This window comes from Rhodococcus sp. NPDC055112 (genome assembly GCF_053607505.1).
In genome coordinates this window covers 31,421-55,365 of record NZ_JBSGTR010000023.1, presented here as the reverse complement: position 1 = coordinate 55,365, position 23,945 = coordinate 31,421, and the positions used below count along the sequence as shown (strand labels likewise).

Sequence of the window (23,945 nt, the reverse complement as noted above, 5' to 3'; positions counted from 1 at the left end):
CATCCCGAAGCGGAACTTGAACAAGAGGAGATAGACCATGGGTGCAGTGATCGCGAACTCCACCGAAATCCGTAACACCGCCATGCTCGGACTCGGGGTGCACCGACCCGAGCGCGTGGTGACGAACGAGGAGATCTGCCAGTCGATCGACTCGACCGACGAGTGGATCCAGTCGCGCACGGGGATCAAGGAGCGGCGGTTCGCGAAGGCCTACCCGGAGGAGTCCGTGCTGGACATGTCCGCGTCGGCGGCGCGATCCGCGCTCGCGGCCGCGGGAGTCGAGCCTGCCGAGCTCGACGTGGTCATCCTGGCCACGTCGACCTACCCGATACAGACGCCGCAGGGCGCGGCGATCCTCGCCGACATGCTGGGCGCAGGCGGCCCCTCGGCCTTCGACGTTGCCGCCGGGTGCGCAGGCTTCTGCTACGCCCTTGGGGTGGCCTCGGACCTGGTCCGGGCCGGCACCGCGAACAAGGTGCTGGTGGTCGGGGTGGACCGCATGACGGACTCGACCGAGCCCACCGACCGCTCGGTGCGGGCCATCTTCGGTGACGGCGCGGGCGCTGTGGTGGTCGGCGTCTCCGACGAGGTCGGCATCAGCTCGACGGTCTGGGGCTCCGACGGCGCGCAGGGCCGCTCGATCCGGCAGGAGCCGGACTGGGTCGGCTTCGCGCAGAACCCTACGCAGAAGCGCCCCTGGATCATCATGGAGGGCACCGCCGTCTTCCGATGGGCTGCATTCGAGATGGGCAAGATCGCCAAGACGGTTCTGGACCGCGCAGGCCTGCGGATCGACCAGATCGACGCGTTCGTGCCGCACCAGGCGAACCTGCGCATCAACGACGTGATCGTCCGGTCGATCGACCTGCCCGAGGGCGTTCCTGTAGCGGACGACATCATCGAGACCGGCAACACCTCGGCTGCGTCGATCCCGCTCGCCATGGAGAAGATGCTGCGCACCGGTCAGGTTCAGCCCGGCGCGACCGCGCTGCTGCTCGGATTCGGCGCCGGCCTGTCCTACGCAGGCCAGGTCGTCAAGATGCCTGCGCTGGCCGAGAGCTGATCGAGGCGGGGGATGCCCCCCGCACCCGGCCGAGGGGCATCCTCGCGCGAATCCGCGCTGGGGTGCCCCCTCACGGTTTGCCGGTCAGTTGCCGGTGGTCAGGACCATGCGGAAGCGGGCCTTGCCGGTGAGCATCCGGTCGAAGGCCTGTCCGGCCTCGGCGAGGGGGGCCTCCTCGATCCAGGCCCGCACCCCGGTCTGCGCGGCGAAGCGCATGGTCGCCTCGGTGTCGAGCGCGGTTCCGGATGCGTGACCATAGATCCGCTTGGTACCCGTGATGAACTGCAGCCCACTGATCCGCAGGACGTCCGCCGTCGCCCCCGCGACGATGAGCTCACCCCTGCGTCCCAACCCGTCGACGGTGGCGGTCATGGCGTCACCGTTCGTTACCGTGGCCAGCACGACCTTCGCGCCGCCGAGCGCCCGCAGTCCCCGTGCGACCTCCTCGGCGGTGCTGTCGATGTAGTGATCGGCCCCCAGTTCGCTTGCCAATGACGCCTTTTCCGAACCACGGGCGATCCCGACGGTGACAAAGCCCATCGCGGCGGCGAACTGGACCGCCAGATGGCCCAATCCGCCGAGCCCGAGGATCGCGACCACGTCGCCGGGCCTGGCGGCGCTCCGACGGAGGGCGTTGAACACGGTCACGCCGGCACACGCGAGAGGGGCGGCATCGACCGCCGCGAGCTCGTCGGGAATCGCCGCGAGGGCGACGGCGGGGACGACGAGCGAATCCGCATATCCGCCCTGGTACGCGACGCCGGGAATCTGCAACTGCGGGCAGTTGACCCCGTCGCCGTCGCGGCACGCGTCGCAGAACCCGCAGCTGCCGCCGTACCAGCCGACCGCCACCCGCTGGCCGACGCGCCACCCGGCCACGCCGTCGCCGACGGATTCGATCCGGCCCGCGATCTCGTGGCCGGTGGTGAGGGGGAACGTGGTTCCTGGCAGGTGCCCCCCGGTGACCAACGCGTCGGAATGGCAGACCCCGCACGCCTCGACCACGACGCGCACGTGACCGGGGCCGGGTTCCGCGGTGGCGATCATGGACTGAACGAAGGGTCCGCCCGGCTCACTGACCTGCATCGCCCGGATGGTTGAGGAAGTCATGACGTGTCCTAGGTCAGGGCGCGAACTTCCCGACGGCATCGAGGTTGGCGAACACCTCACCGGCGCTGACGAGGTTGGCGCCGGCAGCCTCGTTGAAGGTCTGCGCGAAATACGGGGAGAATCGGAACGGCCAATACGTTGGGCCGATCCCGCCACCGTGCGGCGTCATGAGCGTCGGCATCATCTCATTGATGTTGTAGGTGGCGACCATTCTCTCGCCCTGGGCGACCCCGTTGATCTTCACCGTCCCGTATGCGCCGTCCATCCGCAGCCAGATGTTCTCGACCGAAACAGAGTTCCCGGTCTTGCTGATGAATCTCGGTCCGCCCGGGTAGTACACGCCCATGCACGCGTCGATGTGGTTGGTATGAGAGCCGATTGGCAGATAGAGACCGGTCTTCGCGGCCTTGGCCTGGAACGGCGTGATGCCTTCGACCGCGATCTCGTTTTGGTTCAGCACCCCGACGAATCGCGGTGGGAAATCGAAGTTGGCATACCCGAACGGCGTGAAGTACGGCATTCTCATGCACTCGGCCTGGGCGGTCGCAAACGGCGCCTGAAGAGTTAGCGCCAGAACCAGGACGATCGCCCCGGCGACCGCTCCTACAAACGCACGAAAGATACGCATCTCTGCTCCAATCTTCGTGATTGTTCGGCGTGGCGCCGGGCGACAAATAGCGACAACTAGCGCCAAAAGCCTCACATGATAGGTTACGCGCCCCACATCTGGCATCAAATCGCCATTTTTCTCCAGACCGGCGCATCGGCCGGATCGCGAACAGGCCCGCAGGACGAGAAACGGCGGGTGCGTCACCGGAAGGCGACGCACCCGCCGTGGGGCGAGCGGTTCGATCAGGAGCCGAAGATGCTGCCCGCCGAGCCGCTACCGCCGCCGGGAGTGCCCACTGCGGTCACGTTGACCACGTGGGCGTCCGAGGTGGAGCCGAGGAAGCCCGCCGCGCCGCTGTAGACGGCGGTGATGCCGTGCGCGCCGACGGTGCCGAACGCGTGCGACAGCGTCGCGGTGCCGTTGGACACCGGCACCGGGGTGCCGATCGCGGTGATGCCGTCGAAGAACTGCACGGTGCCACCGGCCTGGCTCGGCGCCACGGTGGCGGTGAGCGTCACGGCCTGGTTCTGGGTGGCCGGGGTCGGGGCGTCCAGCGTGGTGGTGGTGGCCGCCTCGTTCGGCGCAGGCACGGAGACCGTGACGGTCTTGGCCGCCGCCGTCGAGGGAGCCGAGCCGGGTGCCCCGCTGAACGACGCGGTGATCGAGTGGCTGCCCGCGGAGTCGAAGGTGTGTGCCAGGGTGGCCACACCGCCTGAGACGGTCACCGGTGCGCCGATCGGGGCACCGCCGTCGAGGAACTGCACAGTGCCGCCGTTCGGCGCGGGTGCGACGGTCGCAGCCAGGCCGACCGACACCCCGGTCTTCGCGTGGCTCGGGGTGGTCAGCACCGTGGTCGTGTCGACGGTGGCGACGCTGACCTCGACCGAACGCGGCGCCGAGGTCGAGCCCGCGAACCCGGGTGCGCCGCTGTAGACCGCGGTGATGGCGTGCGCGCCCGCGGTGGCGAAGGCGTGGCTCAGCGTGGCAGTGGCGCCGCTGAGGGCGACCGGTCCGCCGATGTTGTCGTCGCCGTCCTTGAACTGGACAGTGCCGCCAGCGGGGGCGGGGCTGACGGTGGCCGTGAGGTCAACGGCCGCACCGGTGTTCGCGGTCGCAGGCGCGGCGACCGTGGTGGTGGTCGTCGCGTCCGGCGGGGCGGTCACGTTGATCGTGGCCAGCGGGCCCGCGCCCGCGTTGAGCGGGACGCCGCTGCCGGGGTCGGTGCCGTTCTTCGGCACGCACCGGGTAGCGGACCAGTAGGACACCGAGAACACCGGGTCCTTCTCGCGGACAAGAGAGGTGAAGAAGTTCTCGTCGGCCTTGTAGTTCGCGGCCGCGCCGGAGGTACGAACCTTCGGGGTGACCACGGATCCGGCCGGACCTGCCACTGCCGTCACCTCGATCGCCGGCAGTCGGTACGAGGTGTCACCGGAGCCGGCGGCGTTCACGACGATGCCGCCCTCGGCGCCGTCATTGGTGCTCGGGCCGTTGCCGACGGTCTCGTTGTTGCCGGACAGGCGCAGGATCGTGCCGGTGCCGGAGGGGCTGCCGTTCTCGGCCACCCGGGTGACCGTCGGCGCCGATCCGCCGAGGTTGACCCCGGTGCCGGGAACCACGGTGGCCGAGACGAACTGGGCGCCCGTGGGGATCTCGTAGTCGAACTTGATCCGGGACACACTCGAACGGATGCGGAGGTTCTCTCCGCTGCGCGCCAGCGTCATCGTCTCGGGCTGGAGGCGGTAGGTGAAGGTCTCGCCGGTGACGACACTGGCGGGGGCCTCGACGGTCACGCCGGTGCCGATCGACTTGTGGGTGTTGTCCAGCAGGCTCTTGAACTTGCCCCAGCACGCGGCATCGAAGCCGGTGGTGGTGGGCGCTGCGGAGGCCGGTGCGGCCAGTAGCAGTGCGCCCGCGGTCAATCCGGCGGCCGCGAGGGCCGCCGCGCCGCGGCGCAAGGGGGTGCGGGATGTCAAAACAACTCCTGAGGGGGTGGGTCTAGGGGGGTGTGATCAGGAACCGAACGGGCTGCCGGCCGATCCGCTGCCGCCAGGGGTTCCTGCGGCCGAGGCGGTCACCGCGAAGGTCGAGGACGTGGAGGCCACGAATCCCGGGGCTCCGCTGTAGACGGCGGTGATGCCGTGCTCGCCGGCCGCGGTGAAGGTGTGCGGCAGGATCGCGGTCCCGTTCACCACGGTGACCGGTCCGCCGATCGCGGTGGTGCCGTCCATGAACTGGACGGTGCCGCCCGCCGGGGAGGGCGTGACCGTCGCGGAGAGGTCGATCGGGGTGTTGAGGGTGGCCGTGCTCAGCGCGGTCACCTTGGTCACCGTTGCCACGTCGGTGGGAGCGGAGGCGTTGACATCGATGGTCTGCGAGGCGGAGTTCGACGCCAGGAATCCGGCGCTGCCGGAGTAGGAGGCGCTGATGTTGCGGTGTCCGGTGGTGGTGAAGGTGTGCGCCAGGGTGGCCACGCCGCCCACGACCTCGACGGGCGCGCCGATCGGGGTGTTGTCGTCCTTGAACTGGACGGTGCCGCCGGTCGGGGCGGGCGCGATCGTCGCGGACAGGCCGACAGCGGAGCCCGTGGTCGCGGTGGCGGGGACGGTCAGGGTGGCGGCGGTTGCGACGTCGACGGGGGGCGGGCCCTGGACGTCGACGGTCGCGGCCGCGGAGGTGGAACCGGTGAAGCCGGTCGCGCCGCTGTAGACCGCGGTGATGGCATGGGCGCCCGCGGTCGCGAAGGTGTGGCTGCGGGTGGCGGTGCCGCCGGTGAGGTTGACCGGTGCGCCGATGTTGGTGTCGCCGTCCTTGAACTGGACGGTGCCGCCGGTCGGGGCGGGCGCGACGGCCGCGGTGAGGTCGATCGCGGTGCCGGTGGTCGCGGTGGCGGGCGCGGTCAGGGTGGTGGCGGTGGCCACGGCGGCCGCGACGATGTTGACGGTGGCCAGCGGCCCGCCGCCGGCGTTGAGCGCTCCGCCGCTGCTGTCCTTGGGCACGCAGCGGGTGGGCGCCCACACGGTGCCGACGATCGGCGCGCTCGCCTTCGCCAGGGAGGTGCTGTAGTTCTCGTCGCTGTTGTAGCCGGCCGCGTTCCCGCCCACCCGAAGCTTCGGGGTGATGGTGCCCGCCGAACCGGCGACCACGGTGACGTCGACGGCGGGCAGCTGGAAGACGCTGTTGCCGCCGGAGTTGCTCGAGCCGTCGAGGTTCTTCTTGAGCTTGGGGGCGCGGATGCCGCCCTCGCTGCTGCCGCTGGTGGTCGGGCTGTTCCCGATCACCTCGTTGTTGCCCGACAGGCGCAGCAGCGAACCGTTCGCGTCGACGCTGCCGGAGGTATTGATCCGCAGCACGTTGGGCGGCACGTTGTCGAGGTTCGCGCCGGTGCCCGGCACGACGGTCGCGTTCACGAACGTCGAGTTCGCGGGGATCTCGAAGTCGAACTTGATTCGCGAGAGGTTCGTCGTGGTGCCGCCGGACTGCGAGTCCGGGTACGAGCCGGGGCCCGGCTGAATGCGGTACGTGAAGGTATCGCCGGGCGCGACCGTCGCGGGTGCGGTGACGGTGGCGGAGGCCGCGGCGACCTGGTGCTGCGGCCCGGCGAACTTGGACGGCGTGGCCTGGCAGGCAGTCTGGAAGTTGACGGTGCCTGCGTGCGCGGGCCCGCCGATGAGGGCGAGCCCGGCGGTCAGGGCGAGGACGCCGACGGGCGCCACGGAGCGGCGCAGGGTTGAGCGAGGCATGGTGACCCGGTCTTTCGGAGAGGGGGGTGAGCCAAAGATCCGAGTAGAGCACAGCCGGGGTGGTGAGGTTACGGGAATGGGGGAATTGACTGAACGCTTGTATTAGTCTCCAGATCGGGGATAGCGCCTGGTCGGGGCCTTTTCCGGAAACGCCGAAGGGCGCCTCCGTAAACGGAGACGCCCTTCGGAAGGTCTGACGGGTCGCGCCGTGTGGCGCGCGCCCGGAGACTAAGTCGCTTTAGACGGTGCGAACGCCGGTGGCCTGGGGGCCCTTCTGGCCCTGGCCGATCTCGAACTCCACGCGCTGGCCCTCGTCGAGGGACTTGAAGCCGCTGCCCTGGATCTCGGAGTAGTGAACGAACACGTCGGGTCCGTCACCGTCCTGCTCGATGAAGCCGAAACCCTTTTCGCCGTTGAACCACTTCACGGTGCCCTGTGCCACGTTATTACTCCTGTTACTGCGAGCCGGATCCTCAGGTCGAGAACCCTGGTCTCAGGGTAAGGATGCCACCTCGATGCCGTTGCGTCCACAGCGGGCTGTACTTTGTGGGGTTCAGGACGCTCCTAACGGGGTGCAGGACGCCTGCTTCCCACGAACTCCAGGGCCTCCCTGGCCAGCGAGAGCCACGTCAGGTCGTCGTCCACGATGACCGTCAGCCATTCCTTCATCGGCCGCCCCTTGCCTGCCTCGAACGTCCCGCCCATTCCGCTCCCGACCAGGGACTCGACCCGGGTCCTCGGCAGCTTCACCACCAGTCGACCGCCCGTGAGCATGGCGAAGATCGAGCCGTTGACCTTGAGTGCGCCCGATCCGAAGCCCCGCCGGGTGCACTGTTCGGGCACCGTTACGCCCGCGAGGCCGGCGAACTCGTCGACCAGCGAGGTGAAGCGCTCCTCGGGGTCCACGAATCAATTCGACCGCGTTCGGGTGTCCGGCGCAACCCTGCCCGGCGATGGCCGATTCGAGTAGTCGGCTACTCATGTGATATCGGTCGCCCGCCGGAAGACTGGGTGGTGAGCCCGCATGATCGAGGGCTGCTCCACACCGGAGACCCGCCGCTGCCAGGACAGGTTGTCCCTGGCGGGCAGGCGATGGCCGAGCTCCTGCCCCTCGAATCGTCACGTTGGGGTGCGAGCGAAAGGAATCGTGATGACCATCGTCACTCCTCGGCCCCGGGGAGAGCAGGACCGCGGCGCCGCCGCCGGATATACGGGGACATTCGACTGGGAACGGCAGCGACAAGCCGAGGCCGCCGCGCGGCGTGCGCGGGAGCGGGCCCCGCAACGGGGCGAGCACGTGAGCGTGCTCTCCGGGCCGGGCGGTGTCGCCGCGGCGGACACCCCCGAGCGCATCGCGAAGCGGCTGGATCGGCTGAGCCGGTACTACGCCGGTGAGGAGCCGTCCGCGCCACCGACGGCGGACCCGCCGGAGACCGTGGTCGAGGAGGCGCTGAACCGGATCAGTGACGTCGCCGACGTCGACGGCAGTCCCGAGATCGTGCTCGAAAAGATCATCAACACAGCGGATTTCGTCGGTGTGCGGTATCTCGACGCCGGTGTGGCGGCGTCACGCGCCGTCTGTCGGGTGGTGATTCGCGATGGGCGCGGGATCGACCAGGGCTTCGGGACCGGGTCGCTCGTGTCGCCCGCACTGATGCTGACCAATCATCACGTGCTGCCGAACGCGGACACGGCCCGCAACAGTGTGATCGAGTTCAACTTTCAGGACGGCATCGACGGCAAGGAACTGCCGAGGCAGACCTTCCCGCTCGACCCGGGAGCCTTCTTCGTCGCGGATCGGGAGCGGGACTTCGCCCTCGTCGCGGTTCGCGGCCTGCCCGAGTTGCTCGCACCGTTCGGCTTCAACCGGTTGATCGAGTCGGAGGGCAAGGCGATCATCGGTGACTTCGTCACGATCGTTCAGCACCCCGGCGGAGCCAAGAAGCAGATCGCCCTGCGTGAGAACCGGATCGTCGACATTCCGGAGCGGTTCCTGCACTACTCGGCGGATACGGAACCGGGATCGTCCGGATCGCCCGTCTTCAACGACCAGTGGGAAGTCGTCGCCCTGCATCACGCCAGCGTGCCGGCACCCGCACACGCCGAGCTCGGTGGGGTACTGAACGAGGGGGTTCGGGTCAGCCGGATCCTCCAGCACCTCCGCGGTCTGGAGCTGCCGCCCGCGTGGCGTCGACTCGCGGACGAGGTCTTCGCCGCCGAACAGGTGGAGCGGGTGACCCCGGCGGTGGACCGGCCCGCGCCCGACACCACGGGGCGGGCGCAGGAATCACGCGGGGGCGAGGTGACCGTGCAGATTCCGCTCGAGATCACGGTGCGCGTGGGCACATCCACGGGCGGCTCGCCGCTGTCCGTGACGGGTGGCGCGCCGCCGAGCGCCGTTGGTGACCGGCCGCCGGAGGTCGTGGCCGGCCCGCCGCAGGCAGCCGGAGCCGAGCCGGAGGCGATCTCCATCGACCCGGACTACCGGAACCGCGGCGGTTACGACGCGGGGTTCCTCGGCGTGCCGCTGCCGCTGCCGGAACACGGCGGGGCGTTGGAGGCGGTCGCATCCGCGGAGCTGCGCTATCACCATTTCAGCGTCGTCATGCATCGGACCAGGGCACTCGCCCTGTTCACCGCGGTGAACATCGACGGCAGGCAGTCGCAGGATCTGCGCCGCGAGAGCGATCGCTGGATCCTCGATCCCCGGTTGCCCGCGAACCAACAGACCGGTGAGGCGGTCTACCGAGACAATCCCCTCGACCGCGGGCACCTGGTGCGCCGGCTCGACCCGGCCTGGGGTCCGGCCGCGAAGGCCGCGAACGACGACACCTTCCATTTCACCAATTGCACTCCGCAGCATCACGATTTCAACGCGGGAAGCACGCTGTGGCTGGGGCTGGAGGACTACATCCTGAACAACTCCGACAATGCCGAGCTCGCGGTCACCGTCGTCACGGGCCCGGTGCTGGCGGCCGACGACCCTCGGTACCGCGGGGTGGCGCTGCCACGGCAGTTCTGGAAGACGGTGGCCATGGTCAAGCAGGACGGTGAGCTGTCCGTCACCGGGTACCTGCTCAGCCAGGCGGCGCTGCTCGACGAGTTCGCGGAGGGGGAGGAGTCGTTCTCCTTCGGCGCGTATCGCACCTACCAGGTCCCGGTCCGGCGGATCGCGGCGTTGACCGGGCTCGGCATGGGCACCTATTTCGCGGCCGACCCGCTCGAGCGCATCGAGGCCAGCGGCCTGGCCCGCGAACTGGTGCGTCCCCAGGACCTCATTCTCTGAAGATATACGGCTGCAAAGGAGTTCATCGCCATGACCAGCAACGACGCAAGCGTCGCGTTGCCGACTCGTCGCAAGTGCGGAGCGATGGAGGTGCACCGCCGGTTGCTGACCGAGTCGGAGTCCTACCGCATCGCGCGCTCCGAGATCGAGAATCAGACGATCGAGTTGGAATCGACCGGCGCGGCAGCGGCCCGCGGCCTCGCACGGATCCCGGTCGTCGTGCACGTGGTGGCGCACACGCAGGAGCAGAACATCTCCGATGCGCAGATCGCGAGCCAGATCGAGGTGCTCAACCGGGATTTCCGCGCCGTCAACGACGACCTGTCGACGGTGCCCGGCGTCTTCGAGGAGCTTATCGGTGACGCACAGCTCGAGTTCTTCCTCGCCACCGCCGATCCGCTGGGGCGGCCGTCGAACGGCATCACCCGGACGTCGACGAACGTCGCCGCCTTCGACCAGGGCGACGGCGTCAAGTTCGTCGAGAGCGGCGGGGCCACCGCGTGGCCCGCCGAGCGGTACCTGAACATCTGGGTCTGCCAGCTCTCCGGCGGGCTGCTCGGCTACGCGCAGTTCCCCGGCGGACCGGTCGCCACCGACGGGGTCGTCATCACGCATACCGGCTTCGGGACAGTCGGCACCGCCGCGGCCCCGTTCGACCTCGGCCGGACCACCACCCACGAGATCGGTCACTACCTCAACCTCTTCCACATCTGGGGTGACGACGGCACCGGCTGCCGAGGCAGCGACGAGGTCGACGACACGCCCAACCAGGCCGGTTCCAACGGCGGTGTCCCGGCCTTCCCCAGGATCACCTGCAACAACGGACCCAACGGGGACCTGTTCATGGACTACATGGACTACACCAACGACGCGGGGATGGTGATGTTCACCAAGGGGCAGGTCGCCCGGATGACGGCGTGCCTGGACGGCGTCCGCAGGCAGCTGTGGACCGAGCGGCACGCGCCCGAACCCGCGGTTCCCCGGGTGGAAGCCCCGCCTGCCATCGCCGGGGCCCCTGCGGTGGCAGGCGCGGTGTCCGTCATCGGTCAGCCGACCGTGGTCTCAACGGATTCCGGACGCATGGACGTGTTCGTGACGGGGGCGGACGGCGCCGTGCACCACAAGTGGTGGGACGGCTCAGGATGGCGCCCATCTCAGGAGGCCTGGGAATCGCTCGGCCGACCCGAAACCGCGGCACGCACCGAGTGGCACGCGGGCGACGGCGAGGTGGCGGCAACGCCGTCGGAAATGTCGGCCTCCGCGTAGATGCGGCGGAGCGCGGCGTGACGAAACTCTATGGGCGCTGGGGCCATTCGTTCGAGGAGGACCACGACGGAGTCCGGGTGTACCGGCCCGCCGGGTTCGACTTCCCGCGGGCGCGTGGTCGGGACGGGATCGAGTTCCGCCCGGACGGCTCCTACGTGGACTGGGCGACAGGCCGGGGCGACGCCAACGAAGCCCGCGACGGCACCTGGGTGTCGAGTGCTGAGAACGAGAGCCTCGAGTTGACCTCGGCGGCGGGCGAGCACCGCGTCGTTCGAGCGGTCCGGGTCGACAGGGACCGACTGGAGCTGGACATCGGTGATGCACGGTGATCGGGGCGGTTCGTGGAGGCAGCGGGACGCCTCGCCCCCCGCCGATCCGGTCCGTGACTGCCCTTGCGCCCGGCAGGGGCCGGGCGAAGGATTGAACCCGTAGTGGCCGCCACGCGGGCCGGGTGGTGCCCGCCGATCGGTGGACCGCGTCGGTCGGTCACCGTGATCCGTTGGGCCGGGGCCATGCTCCGGCTCGAGGAGGCAGAGATGTTCATCCAAGTCGTCCAAGGAAAGGTGTCCGACGAGGAGGGTCTACGCCGGTGCATGGACCGGTGGGCGGAAGAGCTGCAGCCGGGGGCGACCGGCTTTCTCGGGTCGACCCGCGGAATGTCCGAGGACGGGACGTTCATCGTGGTGGCACGGTTCGAGTCCGAGGAGGCGGCACGCCGCAACAGCGAGCGCCCGGAGCAGGGCGCATGGTGGGCCGAGACCGAGCGCTGCTTCGACGGTCCGGTCTCCTTCATGGACTGCCCCGAGGTGACCGAGTGGCTCGGTGGCGGCTCGGACGATGCCGGATTCGTGCAGATCATGGAGGGCCACACCAGCGACGCGGCCCGGATGCGCGAGGTGCTGACGCAGGCAGGCGACCAGGTGCACCAGCTGCGTCCGGAGATCGTCGGCGGAACCCTCGCCACCGATGGTGGTGGCGGGTACGTCGAGACCGTCTACTTCACGTCCGAGGCGGAGGCACGCGCCCACGAGAAGGTCGAGATCCCCGACGACCTGCGCTCGCTGTTCGAGGAAGAGGGTCGACTGATGGGGGAGGTGTCGTACTTCGACCTGCACGAACCGATGCTCGTCAGCGCGCGCCGGAACTGACGAATCCGAACCGCAGCGAAGCCTCCGGATCTGCCGGGGGCTTTCGTCTGAACCCGACCCGGCCGACCGGGAAAGCTGATACGGTCCTGTATTCGATGCACAAACGTATCGAATGACGCTGTCGGGAAGGAGCGGCCGATGCGAGCTGGCGGTCAGGCCGACCCCGCAGCGCCGAAGCGGGTGACGAAGCGCCGCATCCAGACGCGGGAGCGGCTGCTCGACGCCGCGCTGCTCGTCTTCGCCGAAGAGGGCTTCGGGCGCTCGACGGTGGAGCAGATCTGCGACCGCGCCGGCTACACCAGGGGCGCCTTCTACTCGAACTTTGCCTCCCTCGACGAGCTGTTCCTGGCGATGTGGGAGCAGCGATCGGCGCAGATGCTCGCCGACCTCCGCGAAGCGGTGTCGGGCGAGTACGCCGGGGAGCCGGGTGAGCTCGGTGTGGTGGAGTCCACCGCGCGGATTCTCGACGCGATCCCGATCGACGACCAGTGGTACCGGATCACCGCGGAATTCACGGCGCACGCCCTGCGAAATCCGTCGCTCAAGCGGGTGATGGCCGCAAGGGAAGAGGCCATCCTCGCCACGATCCTGCCGATCGTCGAAGCGGCACTGGCGCGGGCCGGGCGGCGGGCCACGGACCCGCAGGCCCTCGGCCGGGCGTTGGTGGCCGTGCACGACGGGACCACCGTCCAATGCCTGATGGAACCAGAAAGTGACACCGTCCGGCGGGCGCGCACGAACCTGTTCGTGAGCGTGCTGCGCAACTACAGCGAGGAAGTGTGAATGTGAACGCCGATGTCATCGTGGTGGGGGCGGGCCTGGCCGGACTGGTGGCCACCCATGAGCTCGTGAAGGCCGGACGCCGGGTGTTGGTGATCGACCAGGAGAATCGCAACAACCTTGGTGGGCAGGCCTTCTGGTCGCTCGGCGGCCTGTTCTTCGTCGATTCCCCCGAGCAGCGCAGGCTTGGGATCAAGGATTCCCACGAGCTGGCGCTGGCGGACTGGATGGGATCGGCCGGATTCGACCGCGAGCGCGAGGACCACTGGCCGCGCCAGTGGGCGCGCGCCTACGTCGACTTCGCCGCCACCGAGAAGCGGGAGTACCTGCGTGAGCTCGGGCTCAAGGTCGTGCCGACCGTCGGGTGGGCCGAGCGTGGCGGCGGAAGCGCGGCCGGGCACGGCAACTCGGTGCCCCGGTTCCACCTCACCTGGGGCACCGGGCCGGAGGTCGTGCGCATCTTCGCCGAGCCGGTTCTCGAGGGCGAGAAGCGGGGCCTGGTCAACTTCGAGTTCCGGCATCAGGTCGACGATCTGATCGTCGAGGACGGCGCGGTCGTCGGTGTCCGGGGAACCGTTCTGGAGCCGACGGATCTCGAGCGGGGCAAGGCGTCCTCGCGAACCGCCGTGGGCGAGTTCGAGTTCCGTGCCAAGGCGGTGATCGTCACGTCCGGTGGGATCGGCGGCAACCACGACCTGGTGCGCAAGAACTGGCCGACCGAGCGCGTCGGCCCGGCACCGGAGACGATGATCTCGGGCGTGCCCGCGCACGTGGACGGCCGGATGCTGGCCATCACCGAGAACGCGGGCGGCAACATCGTCAACCGAGATCGGATGTGGCACTACACCGAGGGCATCGTCAACTGGGACCCGATCTGGCCGAACCACGCCATCCGCATCATCCCGGGCCCGTCGTCGCTGTGGCTCGACGCCACCGGGCACCGGCTACCCGCGCCGAACTTCCCCGGCTTCGACACGAACCAGACGATGAAGGCGATCCTGGCGACCGGGCACGACTACTCCTGGTACATCCTCACCCAGTCGATCATCGAGAAGGAGTTCGCGCTGTCGGGCTCCGAGCAGAATCCCGACGTCACCGGCAAGGACGTCAAGCTGCTGCTGCGCAGCAGGCTGGCCAAGGGGGCGCCGGGCCCGGTGGAGGCCTTCAAGCAGCACGGCGTCGACTTCGTGGTGGCGGACAACCTGCGCGAGCTGGTGGACGGGATGAACAAGATCGCCCGCGGCCCCCAGCTCGAGTTCGATCAGGTCGAGGGTGAGGTCCTGGCCCGAGATCGCCAGTTCGACAACAAGTTCGGCAAGGACTTGCAGCGGATGGCGATCACCAACGCGCGGCAGTACCGCAGCGACAAGCTCACCAGGGTCGCCAAGCCGCACCGGCTTCTCGACCCCGAGCACGGACCGCTGATCGCGGTGCGACTGAACATCCTCACCCGCAAGACCCTCGGTGGGCTCGAGACCAACCTGGACTCGCAGGTGATCCGCGCGGACGGCGAGGCCTTCGAGGGGCTGTACGCGGCGGGCGAGGTCGCCGGGTTCGGCGGCGGCGGGGTGCACGGCTACAACGCCCTCGAGGGGACCTTCCTCGGCGGCTGCATCTTCTCCGGCCGCGCGGCGGGCCGGGCGCTGGCGCGGGAGCTCGCGTGACCGGTACGCGCACCGCACTGGTGACCGGGGCGTCCTCCGGCATCGGTGCGGCGGTGGCGAAAACTCTTGTCGGCCGGGGATACCGGGTGTTCGGCACCAGCAGGAACCCATCGTCGATCGGCGATCCCATCCCCGGCGTCGAGTACCTGGCCCTCGACCTGACCGACCCGGCGAGCATCGAGGCGTGCGCGGCCGCGGCGGGCGAGGTGGACGTCCTGGTCAACAACGCAGGGGAGAGTCAGAGCGGGCCGATCGAGGAGCTTCCGATGGAGGCGGTCGAGCGGCTCTTCCAGACCAACGTCTTCGGCGCGGTCCGGCTGACCCAGCTCGTGCTGCCTGGCATGCGTGCGCGCGGGTACGGGCGGGTCGTCATGGTCGGGTCGATGCTCGCGAGTTTCCCGCTGGCCTACCGGTCGTCCTATGTCGCCACGAAGGCGGCGATCAAGGGCTTCGCGACCGCGGCCAGGCGGGAGGTCGCGCCCTACGGCGTTGGCGTGACGACGGTGGAGCCGGGATCGATCAGCACCGGCATCGGCGAGCGCCGCACCCACTACCTCGACGAGGGTTCGCCGTACACGGACGAGTACCGGACCATGATCGCCGCTCTCGACGCCAACGAGCGCGCGGGCATCTCCGGGCAGAAGGTGGCCGAGACCGTCGTCAAGGCGATCGAGGCCGACCGTCCCAAGCAGCTCTACGCGGTGGGCAGCAACGCCCCGCTGACCTTCGCGCTGCGCCGGGCGCTCCCGCGGACGATGGTCGAGAAGCTGGTGGCGCGCCGCCACGGATTGCGCTGAGCCGCACACCGTCACGGCGGTTCGGCCGCCGTGACGGTGTGAGCGACGGTCCTAGCCCCGGACGTCGAGGATCGGCGCGGCCAGTTCGCGGGCGGAGGCCGCGGGGTCGGTGCCGGGCCGGGTGACCCCGGCCGCCAGCGTGCCGTCGACGAGCAGCGCGAACTGATCGGCCGCGTGTGCGGGCCGAGGGTGCCCGAGGGCGGCGAACTCCGCTTCGAGGAGCCGGTGCACGCGCTCGCGGTAGGCGCGGGTGACGGCATGCCCGGGATGGTCGGGGTCGGCCAGTGCGAGGTCGGCGGCGAGGTAGCGGCAGCCGCGGAATCCGGGCTGGGCGATGACCTCGGCGAGCCTGTCGAGGACGGCCAGCAGGCGATCGCGTGGGTTGTCACCCGCGGCGCGCATCGTCCGTTCGTAGTCGGCCTCGTCCTCTGCGGTGCTGCGCTCGAGCACCGCAGCGATCAGTCCGTCCTTGCCGCCGAAGTGCTCGTAGAGCGAACGCCGCGCCACGCTCGCCGCCTTGAGGAGCGTGTCGACGCCGACGCCCATGCCCTGGCTGTAGGTCAGCTCCTGGGCGGCGTCCAGCAGGCGCTCTCGTGGCCCGGGCATGGTGCGGGTGCTCATGGGGCCAGCCTTCCAGGTGTTGACGGGTAGATCAACCGTTCTATATATTTCGAGGAGACCGAACGTTCTATCTACTGATGGGATTGTCACCATGTCGCTCCGCACCACCACCGATGTCATCGACCTCTTCAACCGAGCCTTCACCGACGCCGACGCCGGCCTGCTCACCGATCTGATCGGCGAGGACTGTGTGATGGAGTCCGTCCAGCCTGCCCCGACCGGGGAGCGCGTCGAGGGCCGCGCGGCCTGCCTGGCCTGGTGGGGCGCGCTCGTGGCGGACCGCGCCACCCAGTTCCGTCCCCAGGAGGTGGTGGTGGCGGGGGACCGGGCGACGATCCGCTGGCGGTACCGCTTCGGCGACGGCCCGGCCGACTGGGTGGAGGGGGTGAACCTCATGCGGGTCCGGGACGGACTGATCGTCGAGGCCCTCGGCTACAGCAAGACCGCGGGCGAGGTTCCGCTGGCCACCGACGCCGACAGCGACACCGCGGCCGGAATCCGAAGGGAGAACGCCGATGCGTAGCTATCACGTCGACGAGGGCGCCGGGATCGACGGCCTGAGGATCCGGCAGCACGAGGTCCCGGTTCCCGGCCAGGGGCAGGTCCTGGTCGCGGTGCGCGCCGTCTCGCTCAGCTACCGCGAGCTGTTGGTGCTGCGCGGCACGTATGTGCTGCCCGTGAAGCCGGACGTGGTGCCGGTGTCGGACGGGGCGGGCGAGATCGTCGCGGTCGGGCCGGGGGTCCGCTCGGCCAGGATCGGCGACCGCGTGGCGGCCACCCTGTTCCCGAGCTGGCAGGACGGGCCGTTCGGGGCCGAACACCTGCCGCAGCGGGGCGGCTCGCTGGACGGCATGCTCACCGAGTTCGTGGTGCTCGGCGAGGACGAGTTCGTTCCGATCCCCGATCACCTGTCCTTCGAGGAGGCGGCGACACTGCCCTGCGTCGCGGTCACCGCATGGAACGCCCTGACCGGCGACGGGATCGGCCTGCGTGCCGGGGAGACCGTGGTCGTGCAGGGATCGGGCGGGGTGTCGCTGTTCGCGCTCCAGTTCGCGAAGGCGCTCGGCGCCAGGGTGATCGCCACCACCAGCAGCCCGGCCAAGGCCGCCCGCCTGGCCGAGTTCGGTGCCGACGCGGTCATCGACTACCGGGCAACGCCCGACTGGGCGAGCGAGGTCAGGGACCTGACCGACGGGCGAGGCGCCGACCGCGTCGTCGACGTGACCGGGTTCCTGGAGCAGTCACTCATGGCGGTGGCGACCGCGGGCCACGTCGCCTGCGTGGGCTTCGTCTCCGACAACGCACCGCCGCCCATCGACGCCAGGGTGTTGTTCGCCTCCGGTGCCACGGTGCGCGCCGTCGCGGTGGGCAGCCGCGCGCAGTTCCTCGCGATGAACCGCGTCATCGAGGCGAACCGGATCCGCCCGGTCATCGACAGCATGTTCGCCTTCGACGACGCCCCCGACGCCTATCGTCACTACGCCTCGGGCACGGCGCTGGGAAAGGTCGTGGTCACTGTGTGACCGCCACGGCGTCGATCCGATCCCATGCTCGCCGCCGGGACCGCGACGGTGCGGTAACGGGAGCCGGTCCCCGGCCGACAAACATACTGTCCATGTTGTTTCACACCTCTGAGAGGCAATCGACAATGAACCGCATGCTCCTTGCCGGGTCCTGCGCCCTGGCCATCGGTCTCGGAACCCTGCTGGCCCCGGCCGCTGCGGCCAGGGGTCAGACTGGGCCGGAGATGCATCCGTGCAGCGATCAATTCGTAGTGCCACTGGACCCGCAGGCCTGGACCACCGACAAGATGGTCGTCATCAGCCCGTACGGCACCGATCGCATCTCCTGCGGCTCGTGGCACGGGTTCTTCAATGTGGAGCAGGCCGATCCGCACGGCAAGGTGCACGCCCTGCAGAACCTGCTCGCCGCCATCGCGTTCATCGGCTCGGGCTCGGGCTCAGGCTCCGGGGCCGAGTACGGGGGCGGGTACGAGGCCGGCAAGGTCTACGTCTGGCAGCCGTAGCTCAATCTGTTGATCACGAACACATGTTCGAGTAAACTTCGAACATGGATCTCGACGAGATGCTCACCGCGCCACAGGATGTGGTCGCGTGGCAGCTCGCCGACACCGAACTCCTGCGGCTGATTCCCGAACTGTCACTGCGGATGCGGCAGCTCGAGGCGCTGCGGGTCCGGCTGATGCACCAGGTCGATCAACGCTGCGTCGCCGAGCAGGTCGGGGCCTCCTCGCCAGGCAACTGGCTCGCCGGGGCGGCCACCATGACGCCCGGCCAGGCGAACAAGATCGTCCGGCTCGGGCGGGAACTGGCAAAGCATCCGGAGGTGGCCGCCGCGTTCGACGCCGGCGACACCGATTACGACCAGATCCGCGTGATCGTCGAACTCCTGAACAAGGTGCCCGACCCCGATGCCCCGGCCCGCAACGACGACAACACCGCGACCGAGACCGAGACTGACAGTGAGAGCGACGGCGACAGTGAGGGTCGGGGCGAGGGCGACGGTGAGAATGTGTTCGACATCGTCGGAACCGACGCCACCCGAACACAAGCCTGCGCCCGCTACCTCCTCTACGCAGCCCGCACCGAAGACTCCACCACCCTCGCCCGCCGCGCCAAAGCACTCGAGCTGATCCTCAACGGCGACAAGAAGAACCCCGACTCCGAAAACCCCGAACTCAACGAATTCCACGCCTCACCCGGACTCGGTGGCCGCGTCCACCTCAAAGGACACCTCGACGCCGCCTCCGGCGAAGCCCTCCTCACCGCCCTCTCCGCCCTGTCCAAGCCCCGCCCCGGGGCCGAAAACCGGGACGGACACCCCGGCAGAGACCAACGCACCCCCGCCCAACGCCGCGCCGACGCCCTCACCCACGTCGTCGGCTCATACCTGGACTCCGGTCAGGCACCCACCGAAGGCGGCGAACGACCCCACATCAACGTCTTCGTCGACGCCGACGACCTCGCCACCGCCGACAACCACCACCAACGGGAACGCAACCAGGGCAGGCGGCGTGGACCGGCTTGGATGCCGTGGCTCGGACCGATAACCCTCGACCTCGCCGCCCAAATCGCGTGCGACGCCGACATCACCCCGATCACCATGGACGCCGACGGCAACCCCCTCGACGTCGGACGCACCACCCGTCTGATCCCCCGCAAACTCCGCCGCGCCCTGAACTCTCGTGACTGCGGCTGCGCCTTCCCCGGCTGCGGACGACCCGGTGCCTGGACCGAAGGCCACCCTCCCCCAAGCACTTCGTGCAGGGTGGTACCCCCATTCAGCATTGGTCCAACGGCGGGCCGACCAACCTGTCAAACCTGGTACTGCTCTGCCGCTTCCACCACACCACCATCCACCGCGGCGACTGGACCGTCCACATCAGCAAAGACGACGGACACCCATGGTTCACCCCACCACCATGGATCGACCCCCACCGAAAACCACTGCCGGCACACAACCGGCGCAACCAACTCCCCTTCGCCGCCTGAAGCGAAACCATCGGGCACCGCACTCGAAGGGTGAGAGCTGGTCAGACAGAACGCGGGGCGCCGAGTGCGGTGATTACGCTGCGTCCTCGGGTTCCCGCGTCCTGGGGCCGACCTCCCGCACGACCGTGTAGGTGGGGATCCCGCTCATGCGGGGCTCAGCCTTGCCCGTGATCGCCTTGAGCGCGGCGCCGATCGCCGACATCCGTCCCTCGGTGTCGGAGGTCTCGACGAAGTTGCGGTAGTCGGCCTCGCTGGCCCAGTGCACGATGTTGTACACCCGGGATCCGTCGGTGCTCACATGGAAGCGTGCCGATCGGTAGCCGGGATAGAAACTGACCCAACGGGTCTGGAGCTCGGCGAAGGCGTCGACGAGCTCGGTCTGGGTCCGTGGCCCATCGACGGTGTAGTCGATGATCGAGTAGAAGCCGGTATCGGTGCTCATGGTGGTCTCCCTTGTCGAGGCGCGGTGGATGCTGCGGGTTCAGGTCGTGGTCGGCGTGGTCTGCGCGGAGGCGATCCGCCAGCGGTCGCCGTCCTCGACCATCACGTAGGTGAGTTGCCCCGAGGTCGCGGGCAGGGCAGTGGCGGCGGAATCCCTTCCGTCGAAGACCCGTTTGACGCAGTCCACGATCGCCACGTCGTCGCGGAGGAATCGGATGTCCTCGATGTCGACCGTGGTGGTCACGTCCGCGAGTGGTGTCGCCAGGGCCTGCCGCATGGCCACGGTCAGCGCGTCCCGGCCCGTGACCCGGCGTCCGCCGAAGTTGACGATGGTCACCTCGGGTGAGTGCAGGGGGATGAATCGGTCCACGTCGTTCTGGAACTCCACGGCGTCGGCGACGACGCGTCGGATGGCGGCTAGTGCGGGTGAATCGGTGCTCATGTCGGTGCTCCCGGTCGAGGTCGAGGTCGAGGTCGAGGTCGTGGTCGAGGTCGTGGTGGTCAGGGCAGGTCCGTGCGGCCGTCCAGGTTGGCGACCATGCGCCGCAGGACGTTGACGGTCGCGACGTAGTCGGCGGTCGGCACACCCTCGCGCATCTGCCGGTGTGCGTTGGCGTTCCGCTCGTGGGCGCGCAGCCTCCCGGCCTCGCCGCGGTCGGTAAGGGTCAACGTGCCGTCGCTGCCGTCGACGCGCAGCCAGTCCCTGTTGGCCAGGTCGTCGAAGACGGCGCCGAAATCGGTTCCCTGGTCGGCGAATTCGTCGAGGCGCTGGGCCAGCGTCGTGCGGGTCCAGGTGCCGGGGGACCCGCTCACGTGGTTGAGGGTCCACCAATGTGGCTGGGTGAGCTGTTCGACCGCGAGCTGTCCGCGCAGGGCCCCGATGATCGCGCGGGCGGCCAGGTCGGTCCAGTAGCCCATCGGTTGGGCGGCGATCACGTCGTCGGGGTAGTCGATCATGGTCATGCCGTGTCCTCTCGGTGGTGGGGGCTAGATCAGTAGGCGGCGGTGAACCGGACCCGGTGATGCCGTGGCCGCTCCGCCTCGTCGAGCAGCGCCACCGCCAGGTCCTCCATGGAGAGCGCGGAGGCGCCGTCGGCATCGACCAGCAGGTCGTCCGTGCCCAGCCGGAACAGTCCGGTCCGCGTTCCCGGCTCGAGCAGTGCAGGCGGGCTGAGATACGACCACTGCGCCGCCGCGTCGGCACGGCACACCTCGAGCTGGTCGGCGCACGCCTGCGCGATGCCCCGCAACTCGGCGGGGAAGTCCGGTTCGTCCATCACGGTCACCCCGGCCGTGCCGGGCACGGTCAGGGTCGCGGCACCGCCGACGACCAGCAGTCGCACCCTGGTCCGGGCCAGCCCCGCGAGCAGTACCTTCGTGGTCGCGACCAGCTCGCTCTCCCGGCCCGGTGTCGGCCGGGTCGCGCTGATCACGAGGTCCTGGCCCACACTCAGGTCGATGACGTCCTCGATGTCGGCCGCGTCGCCGATGCGGACCTCGGCTCCCGCCGGCACCTCGTGTGCCCGAGTGGGGCTCCGGAGCACGGCGGTCACCTCGTGGCCGCGGTCGAGGGCCTCGGCCACCGCCCTGCTGCCCACCTGTCCTGCCGCTCCGAAAACTGTTATGCGCATGGTTGTCTCGTTTCTGTCCGGTTGTCGTCGATTGATGTCGGGCGGTCAGGCCGGGAGCGCGGGGCCACGCCTGGCGGTGCTCACGCGCTCGGCGGCCCAGACCAGGAAGGTGGCGAGGGCGAGCGCACCCCCGAGGGTGCTCACCCCGGCCCATCCGCCGCGCACCCAGGCGACGGCGGTCAGCGCCGAGCCCGCGGCGCCTCCGACGAAGAAGGCCGTCATGAACGCGGAGTTCAGCCGGTTGCGGATCTCGGGGGCAAGGGCATAGATGACGTTCTGGTTGCTGTTGAGCACCGACTGCTGCGCGATGGTCAGGGTGATCGCGCCTGCCAGCAGCCACACCAGCGATGTCGCCCCCGCGGCGATTGCCACCCAGGACACCGCGAGCAGTGCGGTGCCGACGCCGGACACCCACTGCACGTAGCCGCGGTCGGCGAGCCGGCCGGCAACCGGCGTGGCGATCGTCCCCGCGACGCCGACCAGGCCGAAGAGGCCGATCACCGCCTCCGACCACGAGTAGTGGTCCCCGACAAGCAGGAAGGTGACGGAGGTCCAGAACACGTTGAACGAGGCGAGCGAGAGCGCGGCGACAACCGCCCGCCACCGCAGCACTGGTTCGGTTCGGAACAGCACGACGGTCGAGCGCAGCAGCGAGGGGTAGGACATCCCGGCGGGAGTGTGCAGGCGGGGCAGGACGCGCCACAGCAACACCGCGACCACGGTCAGCAGCACCGCGTTGACCCAGTAGACCGTGCGCCAGCCACCGAACTCCGACAACGTTCCCGAGACGGTCCGCGCCAGCAGTCCGCCGAGCAGGAGCCCGCTCATCACGGTGCCCACAACCCGGCCGCGATGTTCCGGAGCGGCGAGCGCCACCGCGAAGGTCACCAGCACCTGCGCCGCCACCGAGGTGATGGCGGCGAATGCGGTGCCCGCCAGCAGGACCGCACCGTTGGGGGCGGCGGCCGACACCAGGAGGAACACCGCGGTGGCCCCGAACAGCACCACCGCGAGGCGGCGCCGCTCCAGGAGATCTCCGAGCGGCAGCAGCAGGATCAGCCCCAGGGCGTAGCCGGCCTGCGCGGCGGTGACGACCATCGCCGCCGTCGAGGTGCTGAGCTGGAGGTCCTGGCGGATCACATCCAGGAGCGGTTGTGCGAAGTAGTTGCCCGCCGCCACGAGTCCGGTCGAGACCGACATGAGAAGCAGCAGCCCTCGGCTCAGGCCGCCGGTGGCCTCGGGAGCGGCGGCACGCGGCGTGGTTCGCGTCATCACGTTTGTCATGACCGAAAGCCTGGCCAAAAAAGATCAATGAGTCCAACACATGTTTGTCACTCAAACGATCGTGATTCAAGATAGATGGATGGAGCTTCAACAGATGCGGTACGTCATCGCCGTCGCGGAGGAGATGAACTTCACGCGAGCGGCCGAACGCTGCCTGGTGGTCCAGTCCGCGCTGAGCCATCAGATCGCCCGACTGGAAAGAGAACTGGGCGCAAAGCTGTTCGACCGGACCAGTCGCCGGGTCGAGCTCACGGCCGCGGGCGAGGCGTTTCTCCCCGAGGCCCGGCAGAGCGTCGAGGCCGCGGAACGGGCCCGAGCGGAGGTCACCGCCGCCGCGGGCGAGGTCCGGGGTCGGCTCGCGATCGGTGCCATCCCGACGGTCGGTGCGGTCGACCTCGCCGCGTCGCTACGGGACTTCACGGCACGCCACCCGCAGGTGCAGATCAGTCTCCGGATGGGGGCGAGCGGCGATCACATCGACCAGATCCGCCAGGGCACACTGGATGTCGCCTTTCTCGGCCTGCCGCCCGGTGTGCAGCCGGCGGGTGTCCGGGGCGTCGAACTGGCGCGCGGAGAACTGGTCGCCTTGATGGCGCCGGGGCATCCCCTCGCCGAGGCGAGGGGTCTCGACCTGGAGGGGCTCGCCGACCAGCTGTTCGTCGATTTCCCGGCGGGCTCCGCCGGTCGAGCGCAATCGGATCAGGCATTCGCGGCGGTCGGTGTCCAGCGCCGCGTCGCCTTCGAGGTGATGGCGGTGGACTTCTTCGCTCGGCTGATCCGGCAGGGCCTGTGTATCGGATTGCTCCCGGCGTCCATCGTGTCGGAGTTCCCGGACCTGTGCGTCGTCGAGCTGGTCGATCCCCCGACCAGGGTCGAGCACCTGGTGTGGAGCCCGCGGCGACCAACGCCCGCGGCCGCGGCCTACCTCTCCGGGCTGGGGGTCGCCGACGAGCAGCGCGTCTCGTCGTCCAGCGGCCGGGCCGGCTAGTCGG

General features: G+C 69.4%; 25 protein-coding genes. 13 read left to right on the top strand and 12 right to left on the bottom strand.

Translation table 11 applies throughout. The features are described 5' to 3' along the window. Positions 1–37 precede the first annotated feature (37 nt). Positions 38–1,063, top strand: a complete 1,026-nt coding sequence (locus ACWFRB_RS13145) for a beta-ketoacyl-ACP synthase III (RefSeq protein WP_452641526.1) — start codon at positions 38–40, stop codon at positions 1,061–1,063. Positions 1,064–1,147: 84 nt separating this feature from the next. On the opposite strand, the gene ACWFRB_RS13140 is transcribed toward ACWFRB_RS13145, so the two are convergent. From ACWFRB_RS13140 to ACWFRB_RS13115, 6 genes are all read right to left on the bottom strand, one after another. Next, positions 1,148–2,173 (bottom strand): alcohol dehydrogenase catalytic domain-containing protein, encoded by a 1,026-nt coding sequence (locus ACWFRB_RS13140; RefSeq protein WP_452641525.1) that lies wholly within the window; start codon positions 2,171–2,173, stop codon positions 1,148–1,150. 13 nt (positions 2,174–2,186) lie between these two features. Continuing rightward, complete coding sequence (locus ACWFRB_RS13135; protein WP_452641524.1) at positions 2,187–2,987, bottom strand: hypothetical protein; 801 nt, start codon at positions 2,985–2,987, stop codon at positions 2,187–2,189. A gap of 38 nt (positions 2,988–3,025) precedes the next feature. Continuing rightward, a complete protein-coding gene (locus ACWFRB_RS13130) occupies positions 3,026–4,756 on the bottom strand; it encodes an Ig-like domain-containing protein (protein ID WP_452641523.1) in 1,731 nt (576 codons plus the stop codon). A gap of 36 nt (positions 4,757–4,792) precedes the next feature. Then, positions 4,793–6,523, bottom strand: coding sequence for an Ig-like domain-containing protein (locus ACWFRB_RS13125; RefSeq protein WP_452641521.1), 1,731 nt, complete (start codon positions 6,521–6,523; stop codon positions 4,793–4,795). A gap of 238 nt (positions 6,524–6,761) precedes the next feature. After that, positions 6,762–6,965 (bottom strand): cold-shock protein, encoded by a 204-nt coding sequence (locus ACWFRB_RS13120; protein ID WP_027502787.1) that lies wholly within the window; start codon positions 6,963–6,965, stop codon positions 6,762–6,764. A gap of 122 nt (positions 6,966–7,087) precedes the next feature. After that, positions 7,088–7,429, bottom strand: coding sequence for a hypothetical protein (locus ACWFRB_RS13115; protein ID WP_452641520.1), 342 nt, complete (start codon positions 7,427–7,429; stop codon positions 7,088–7,090). Between the two features lie 244 nt (positions 7,430–7,673). On the opposite strand from ACWFRB_RS13115, the gene ACWFRB_RS13110 reads away from it, so the two are divergent. From ACWFRB_RS13110 to ACWFRB_RS13080, 7 genes are all read left to right on the top strand, one after another. After that, positions 7,674–9,809: a DNA/RNA non-specific endonuclease gene (locus tag ACWFRB_RS13110; RefSeq protein WP_452641519.1), complete on the top strand. Its 2,136-nt coding sequence runs from the start codon at positions 7,674–7,676 to the stop codon at positions 9,807–9,809. 30 nt (positions 9,810–9,839) lie between these two features. Continuing rightward, positions 9,840–11,075, top strand: coding sequence for a M43 family zinc metalloprotease (locus ACWFRB_RS13105; protein ID WP_452641517.1), 1,236 nt, complete (start codon positions 9,840–9,842; stop codon positions 11,073–11,075). A 17-nt stretch (positions 11,076–11,092) separates the two neighbouring features. Then, the gene (locus tag ACWFRB_RS13100) at positions 11,093–11,404 is read left to right on the top strand and encodes a hypothetical protein (RefSeq protein WP_452641516.1); all 312 of its coding nucleotides are present in this window, start codon (positions 11,093–11,095) and stop codon (positions 11,402–11,404) included. 207 nt (positions 11,405–11,611) lie between these two features. Then, positions 11,612–12,223 carry a hypothetical protein gene (locus ACWFRB_RS13095; RefSeq protein ID WP_452641515.1) on the top strand — a complete coding sequence of 204 codons (612 nt, stop codon included), beginning with the start codon at positions 11,612–11,614 and terminating at the stop codon, positions 12,221–12,223. A gap of 138 nt (positions 12,224–12,361) precedes the next feature. Continuing rightward, a complete protein-coding gene (locus tag ACWFRB_RS13090) occupies positions 12,362–13,006 on the top strand; it encodes a TetR/AcrR family transcriptional regulator (RefSeq protein ID WP_452641513.1) in 645 nt (214 codons plus the stop codon). A 2-nt stretch (positions 13,007–13,008) separates the two neighbouring features. After that, complete coding sequence (locus ACWFRB_RS13085) at positions 13,009–14,667, top strand: FAD-binding dehydrogenase (RefSeq protein ID WP_452641512.1); 1,659 nt, start codon at positions 13,009–13,011, stop codon at positions 14,665–14,667. After that, positions 14,664–15,464, top strand: a complete 801-nt coding sequence (locus tag ACWFRB_RS13080) for an SDR family oxidoreductase (protein WP_452641510.1) — start codon at positions 14,664–14,666, stop codon at positions 15,462–15,464. The genes ACWFRB_RS13085 and ACWFRB_RS13080 overlap by 4 nt, the downstream gene beginning before the upstream one ends. A gap of 51 nt (positions 15,465–15,515) precedes the next feature. Here the strand turns inward: ACWFRB_RS13080 and ACWFRB_RS13075 are convergent, their stop codons facing one another. Beyond that, a complete protein-coding gene (locus ACWFRB_RS13075) occupies positions 15,516–16,085 on the bottom strand; it encodes a TetR/AcrR family transcriptional regulator (RefSeq protein ID WP_452641509.1) in 570 nt (189 codons plus the stop codon). Positions 16,086–16,176: 91 nt separating this feature from the next. On the opposite strand from ACWFRB_RS13075, the gene ACWFRB_RS13070 reads away from it, so the two are divergent. The 4 genes from ACWFRB_RS13070 to ACWFRB_RS13055 all read left to right on the top strand — a co-directional run bounded on the left by ACWFRB_RS13070 (position 16,177) and on the right by ACWFRB_RS13055 (position 19,631). Next, the gene (locus ACWFRB_RS13070; RefSeq protein ID WP_452641508.1) at positions 16,177–16,608 is read left to right on the top strand and encodes a nuclear transport factor 2 family protein; all 432 of its coding nucleotides are present in this window, start codon (positions 16,177–16,179) and stop codon (positions 16,606–16,608) included. Next, positions 16,601–17,608, top strand: coding sequence for a zinc-dependent alcohol dehydrogenase family protein (locus ACWFRB_RS13065; protein ID WP_452641506.1), 1,008 nt, complete (start codon positions 16,601–16,603; stop codon positions 17,606–17,608). Before ACWFRB_RS13070 ends, ACWFRB_RS13065 begins: the two co-directional genes overlap by 8 nt. A gap of 134 nt (positions 17,609–17,742) precedes the next feature. Next, positions 17,743–18,111 (top strand): hypothetical protein, encoded by a 369-nt coding sequence (locus ACWFRB_RS13060; RefSeq protein WP_452641505.1) that lies wholly within the window; start codon positions 17,743–17,745, stop codon positions 18,109–18,111. Positions 18,112–18,155: 44 nt separating this feature from the next. After that, on the top strand, positions 18,156–19,631 hold the full coding sequence (locus ACWFRB_RS13055; protein ID WP_452641504.1) for a DUF222 domain-containing protein: 1,476 nt from the start codon (positions 18,156–18,158) through the stop codon (positions 19,629–19,631). Between the two features lie 39 nt (positions 19,632–19,670). On the opposite strand, the gene ACWFRB_RS13050 is transcribed toward ACWFRB_RS13055, so the two are convergent. From ACWFRB_RS13050 to ACWFRB_RS13030, 5 genes are read right to left on the bottom strand one after another with little or no spacing between them, the layout of a single operon-like run. Next, positions 19,671–20,039, bottom strand: coding sequence for an antibiotic biosynthesis monooxygenase family protein (locus ACWFRB_RS13050; protein WP_452641502.1), 369 nt, complete (start codon positions 20,037–20,039; stop codon positions 19,671–19,673). A gap of 39 nt (positions 20,040–20,078) precedes the next feature. Further along, positions 20,079–20,480: an SgcJ/EcaC family oxidoreductase gene (locus ACWFRB_RS13045; RefSeq protein WP_452641500.1), complete on the bottom strand. Its 402-nt coding sequence runs from the start codon at positions 20,478–20,480 to the stop codon at positions 20,079–20,081. A 59-nt stretch (positions 20,481–20,539) separates the two neighbouring features. Next, positions 20,540–21,001 (bottom strand): hypothetical protein, encoded by a 462-nt coding sequence (locus tag ACWFRB_RS13040; RefSeq protein WP_452641499.1) that lies wholly within the window; start codon positions 20,999–21,001, stop codon positions 20,540–20,542. A 29-nt stretch (positions 21,002–21,030) separates the two neighbouring features. Further along, complete coding sequence (locus ACWFRB_RS13035) at positions 21,031–21,669, bottom strand: NAD(P)-dependent oxidoreductase (protein ID WP_452641497.1); 639 nt, start codon at positions 21,667–21,669, stop codon at positions 21,031–21,033. A gap of 45 nt (positions 21,670–21,714) precedes the next feature. Then, complete coding sequence (locus ACWFRB_RS13030; protein ID WP_452641496.1) at positions 21,715–22,953, bottom strand: MFS transporter; 1,239 nt, start codon at positions 22,951–22,953, stop codon at positions 21,715–21,717. A gap of 79 nt (positions 22,954–23,032) precedes the next feature. Between ACWFRB_RS13030 and ACWFRB_RS13025 the strand changes: the two genes are divergently transcribed. Next, positions 23,033–23,941 (top strand): LysR family transcriptional regulator, encoded by a 909-nt coding sequence (locus ACWFRB_RS13025; protein WP_452641495.1) that lies wholly within the window; start codon positions 23,033–23,035, stop codon positions 23,939–23,941. The last annotated feature ends 4 nt before the right edge of the window (positions 23,942–23,945 follow it).

Excerpts from the sequence above, each read along its gene's own strand:
- ACWFRB_RS13145 (WP_452641526.1), top strand. The coding sequence starts at position 38 with ATGGGTGCAGTGATCGCGAACTCCACCGAAATCCGTAACACCGCCATG.
- ACWFRB_RS13140 (WP_452641525.1), bottom strand. The coding sequence starts at position 2,173 with ATGACTTCCTCAACCATCCGGGCGATGCAGGTCAGTGAGCCGGGCGGA.
- ACWFRB_RS13125 (WP_452641521.1), bottom strand. The coding sequence starts at position 6,523 with ATGCCTCGCTCAACCCTGCGCCGCTCCGTGGCGCCCGTCGGCGTCCTC.
- ACWFRB_RS13110 (WP_452641519.1), top strand. The coding sequence starts at position 7,674 with ATGACCATCGTCACTCCTCGGCCCCGGGGAGAGCAGGACCGCGGCGCC.
- ACWFRB_RS13105 (WP_452641517.1), top strand. The coding sequence starts at position 9,840 with ATGACCAGCAACGACGCAAGCGTCGCGTTGCCGACTCGTCGCAAGTGC.
- ACWFRB_RS13095 (WP_452641515.1), top strand. The coding sequence starts at position 11,612 with ATGTTCATCCAAGTCGTCCAAGGAAAGGTGTCCGACGAGGAGGGTCTA.
- ACWFRB_RS13090 (WP_452641513.1), top strand. The coding sequence starts at position 12,362 with ATGCGAGCTGGCGGTCAGGCCGACCCCGCAGCGCCGAAGCGGGTGACG.
- ACWFRB_RS13075 (WP_452641509.1), bottom strand. The coding sequence starts at position 16,085 with ATGAGCACCCGCACCATGCCCGGGCCACGAGAGCGCCTGCTGGACGCC.
- ACWFRB_RS13070 (WP_452641508.1), top strand. The coding sequence starts at position 16,177 with ATGTCGCTCCGCACCACCACCGATGTCATCGACCTCTTCAACCGAGCC.
- ACWFRB_RS13065 (WP_452641506.1), top strand. The coding sequence starts at position 16,601 with ATGCGTAGCTATCACGTCGACGAGGGCGCCGGGATCGACGGCCTGAGG.
- ACWFRB_RS13060 (WP_452641505.1), top strand. The coding sequence starts at position 17,743 with ATGCTCCTTGCCGGGTCCTGCGCCCTGGCCATCGGTCTCGGAACCCTG.
- ACWFRB_RS13055 (WP_452641504.1), top strand. The coding sequence starts at position 18,156 with ATGGATCTCGACGAGATGCTCACCGCGCCACAGGATGTGGTCGCGTGG.
- ACWFRB_RS13050 (WP_452641502.1), bottom strand. The coding sequence starts at position 20,039 with ATGAGCACCGATACCGGCTTCTACTCGATCATCGACTACACCGTCGAT.
- ACWFRB_RS13045 (WP_452641500.1), bottom strand. The coding sequence starts at position 20,480 with ATGAGCACCGATTCACCCGCACTAGCCGCCATCCGACGCGTCGTCGCC.
- ACWFRB_RS13040 (WP_452641499.1), bottom strand. The coding sequence starts at position 21,001 with ATGACCATGATCGACTACCCCGACGACGTGATCGCCGCCCAACCGATG.
- ACWFRB_RS13035 (WP_452641497.1), bottom strand. The coding sequence starts at position 21,669 with ATGCGCATAACAGTTTTCGGAGCGGCAGGACAGGTGGGCAGCAGGGCG.
- ACWFRB_RS13030 (WP_452641496.1), bottom strand. The coding sequence starts at position 22,953 with ATGACAAACGTGATGACGCGAACCACGCCGCGTGCCGCCGCTCCCGAG.
- ACWFRB_RS13025 (WP_452641495.1), top strand. The coding sequence starts at position 23,033 with ATGGAGCTTCAACAGATGCGGTACGTCATCGCCGTCGCGGAGGAGATG.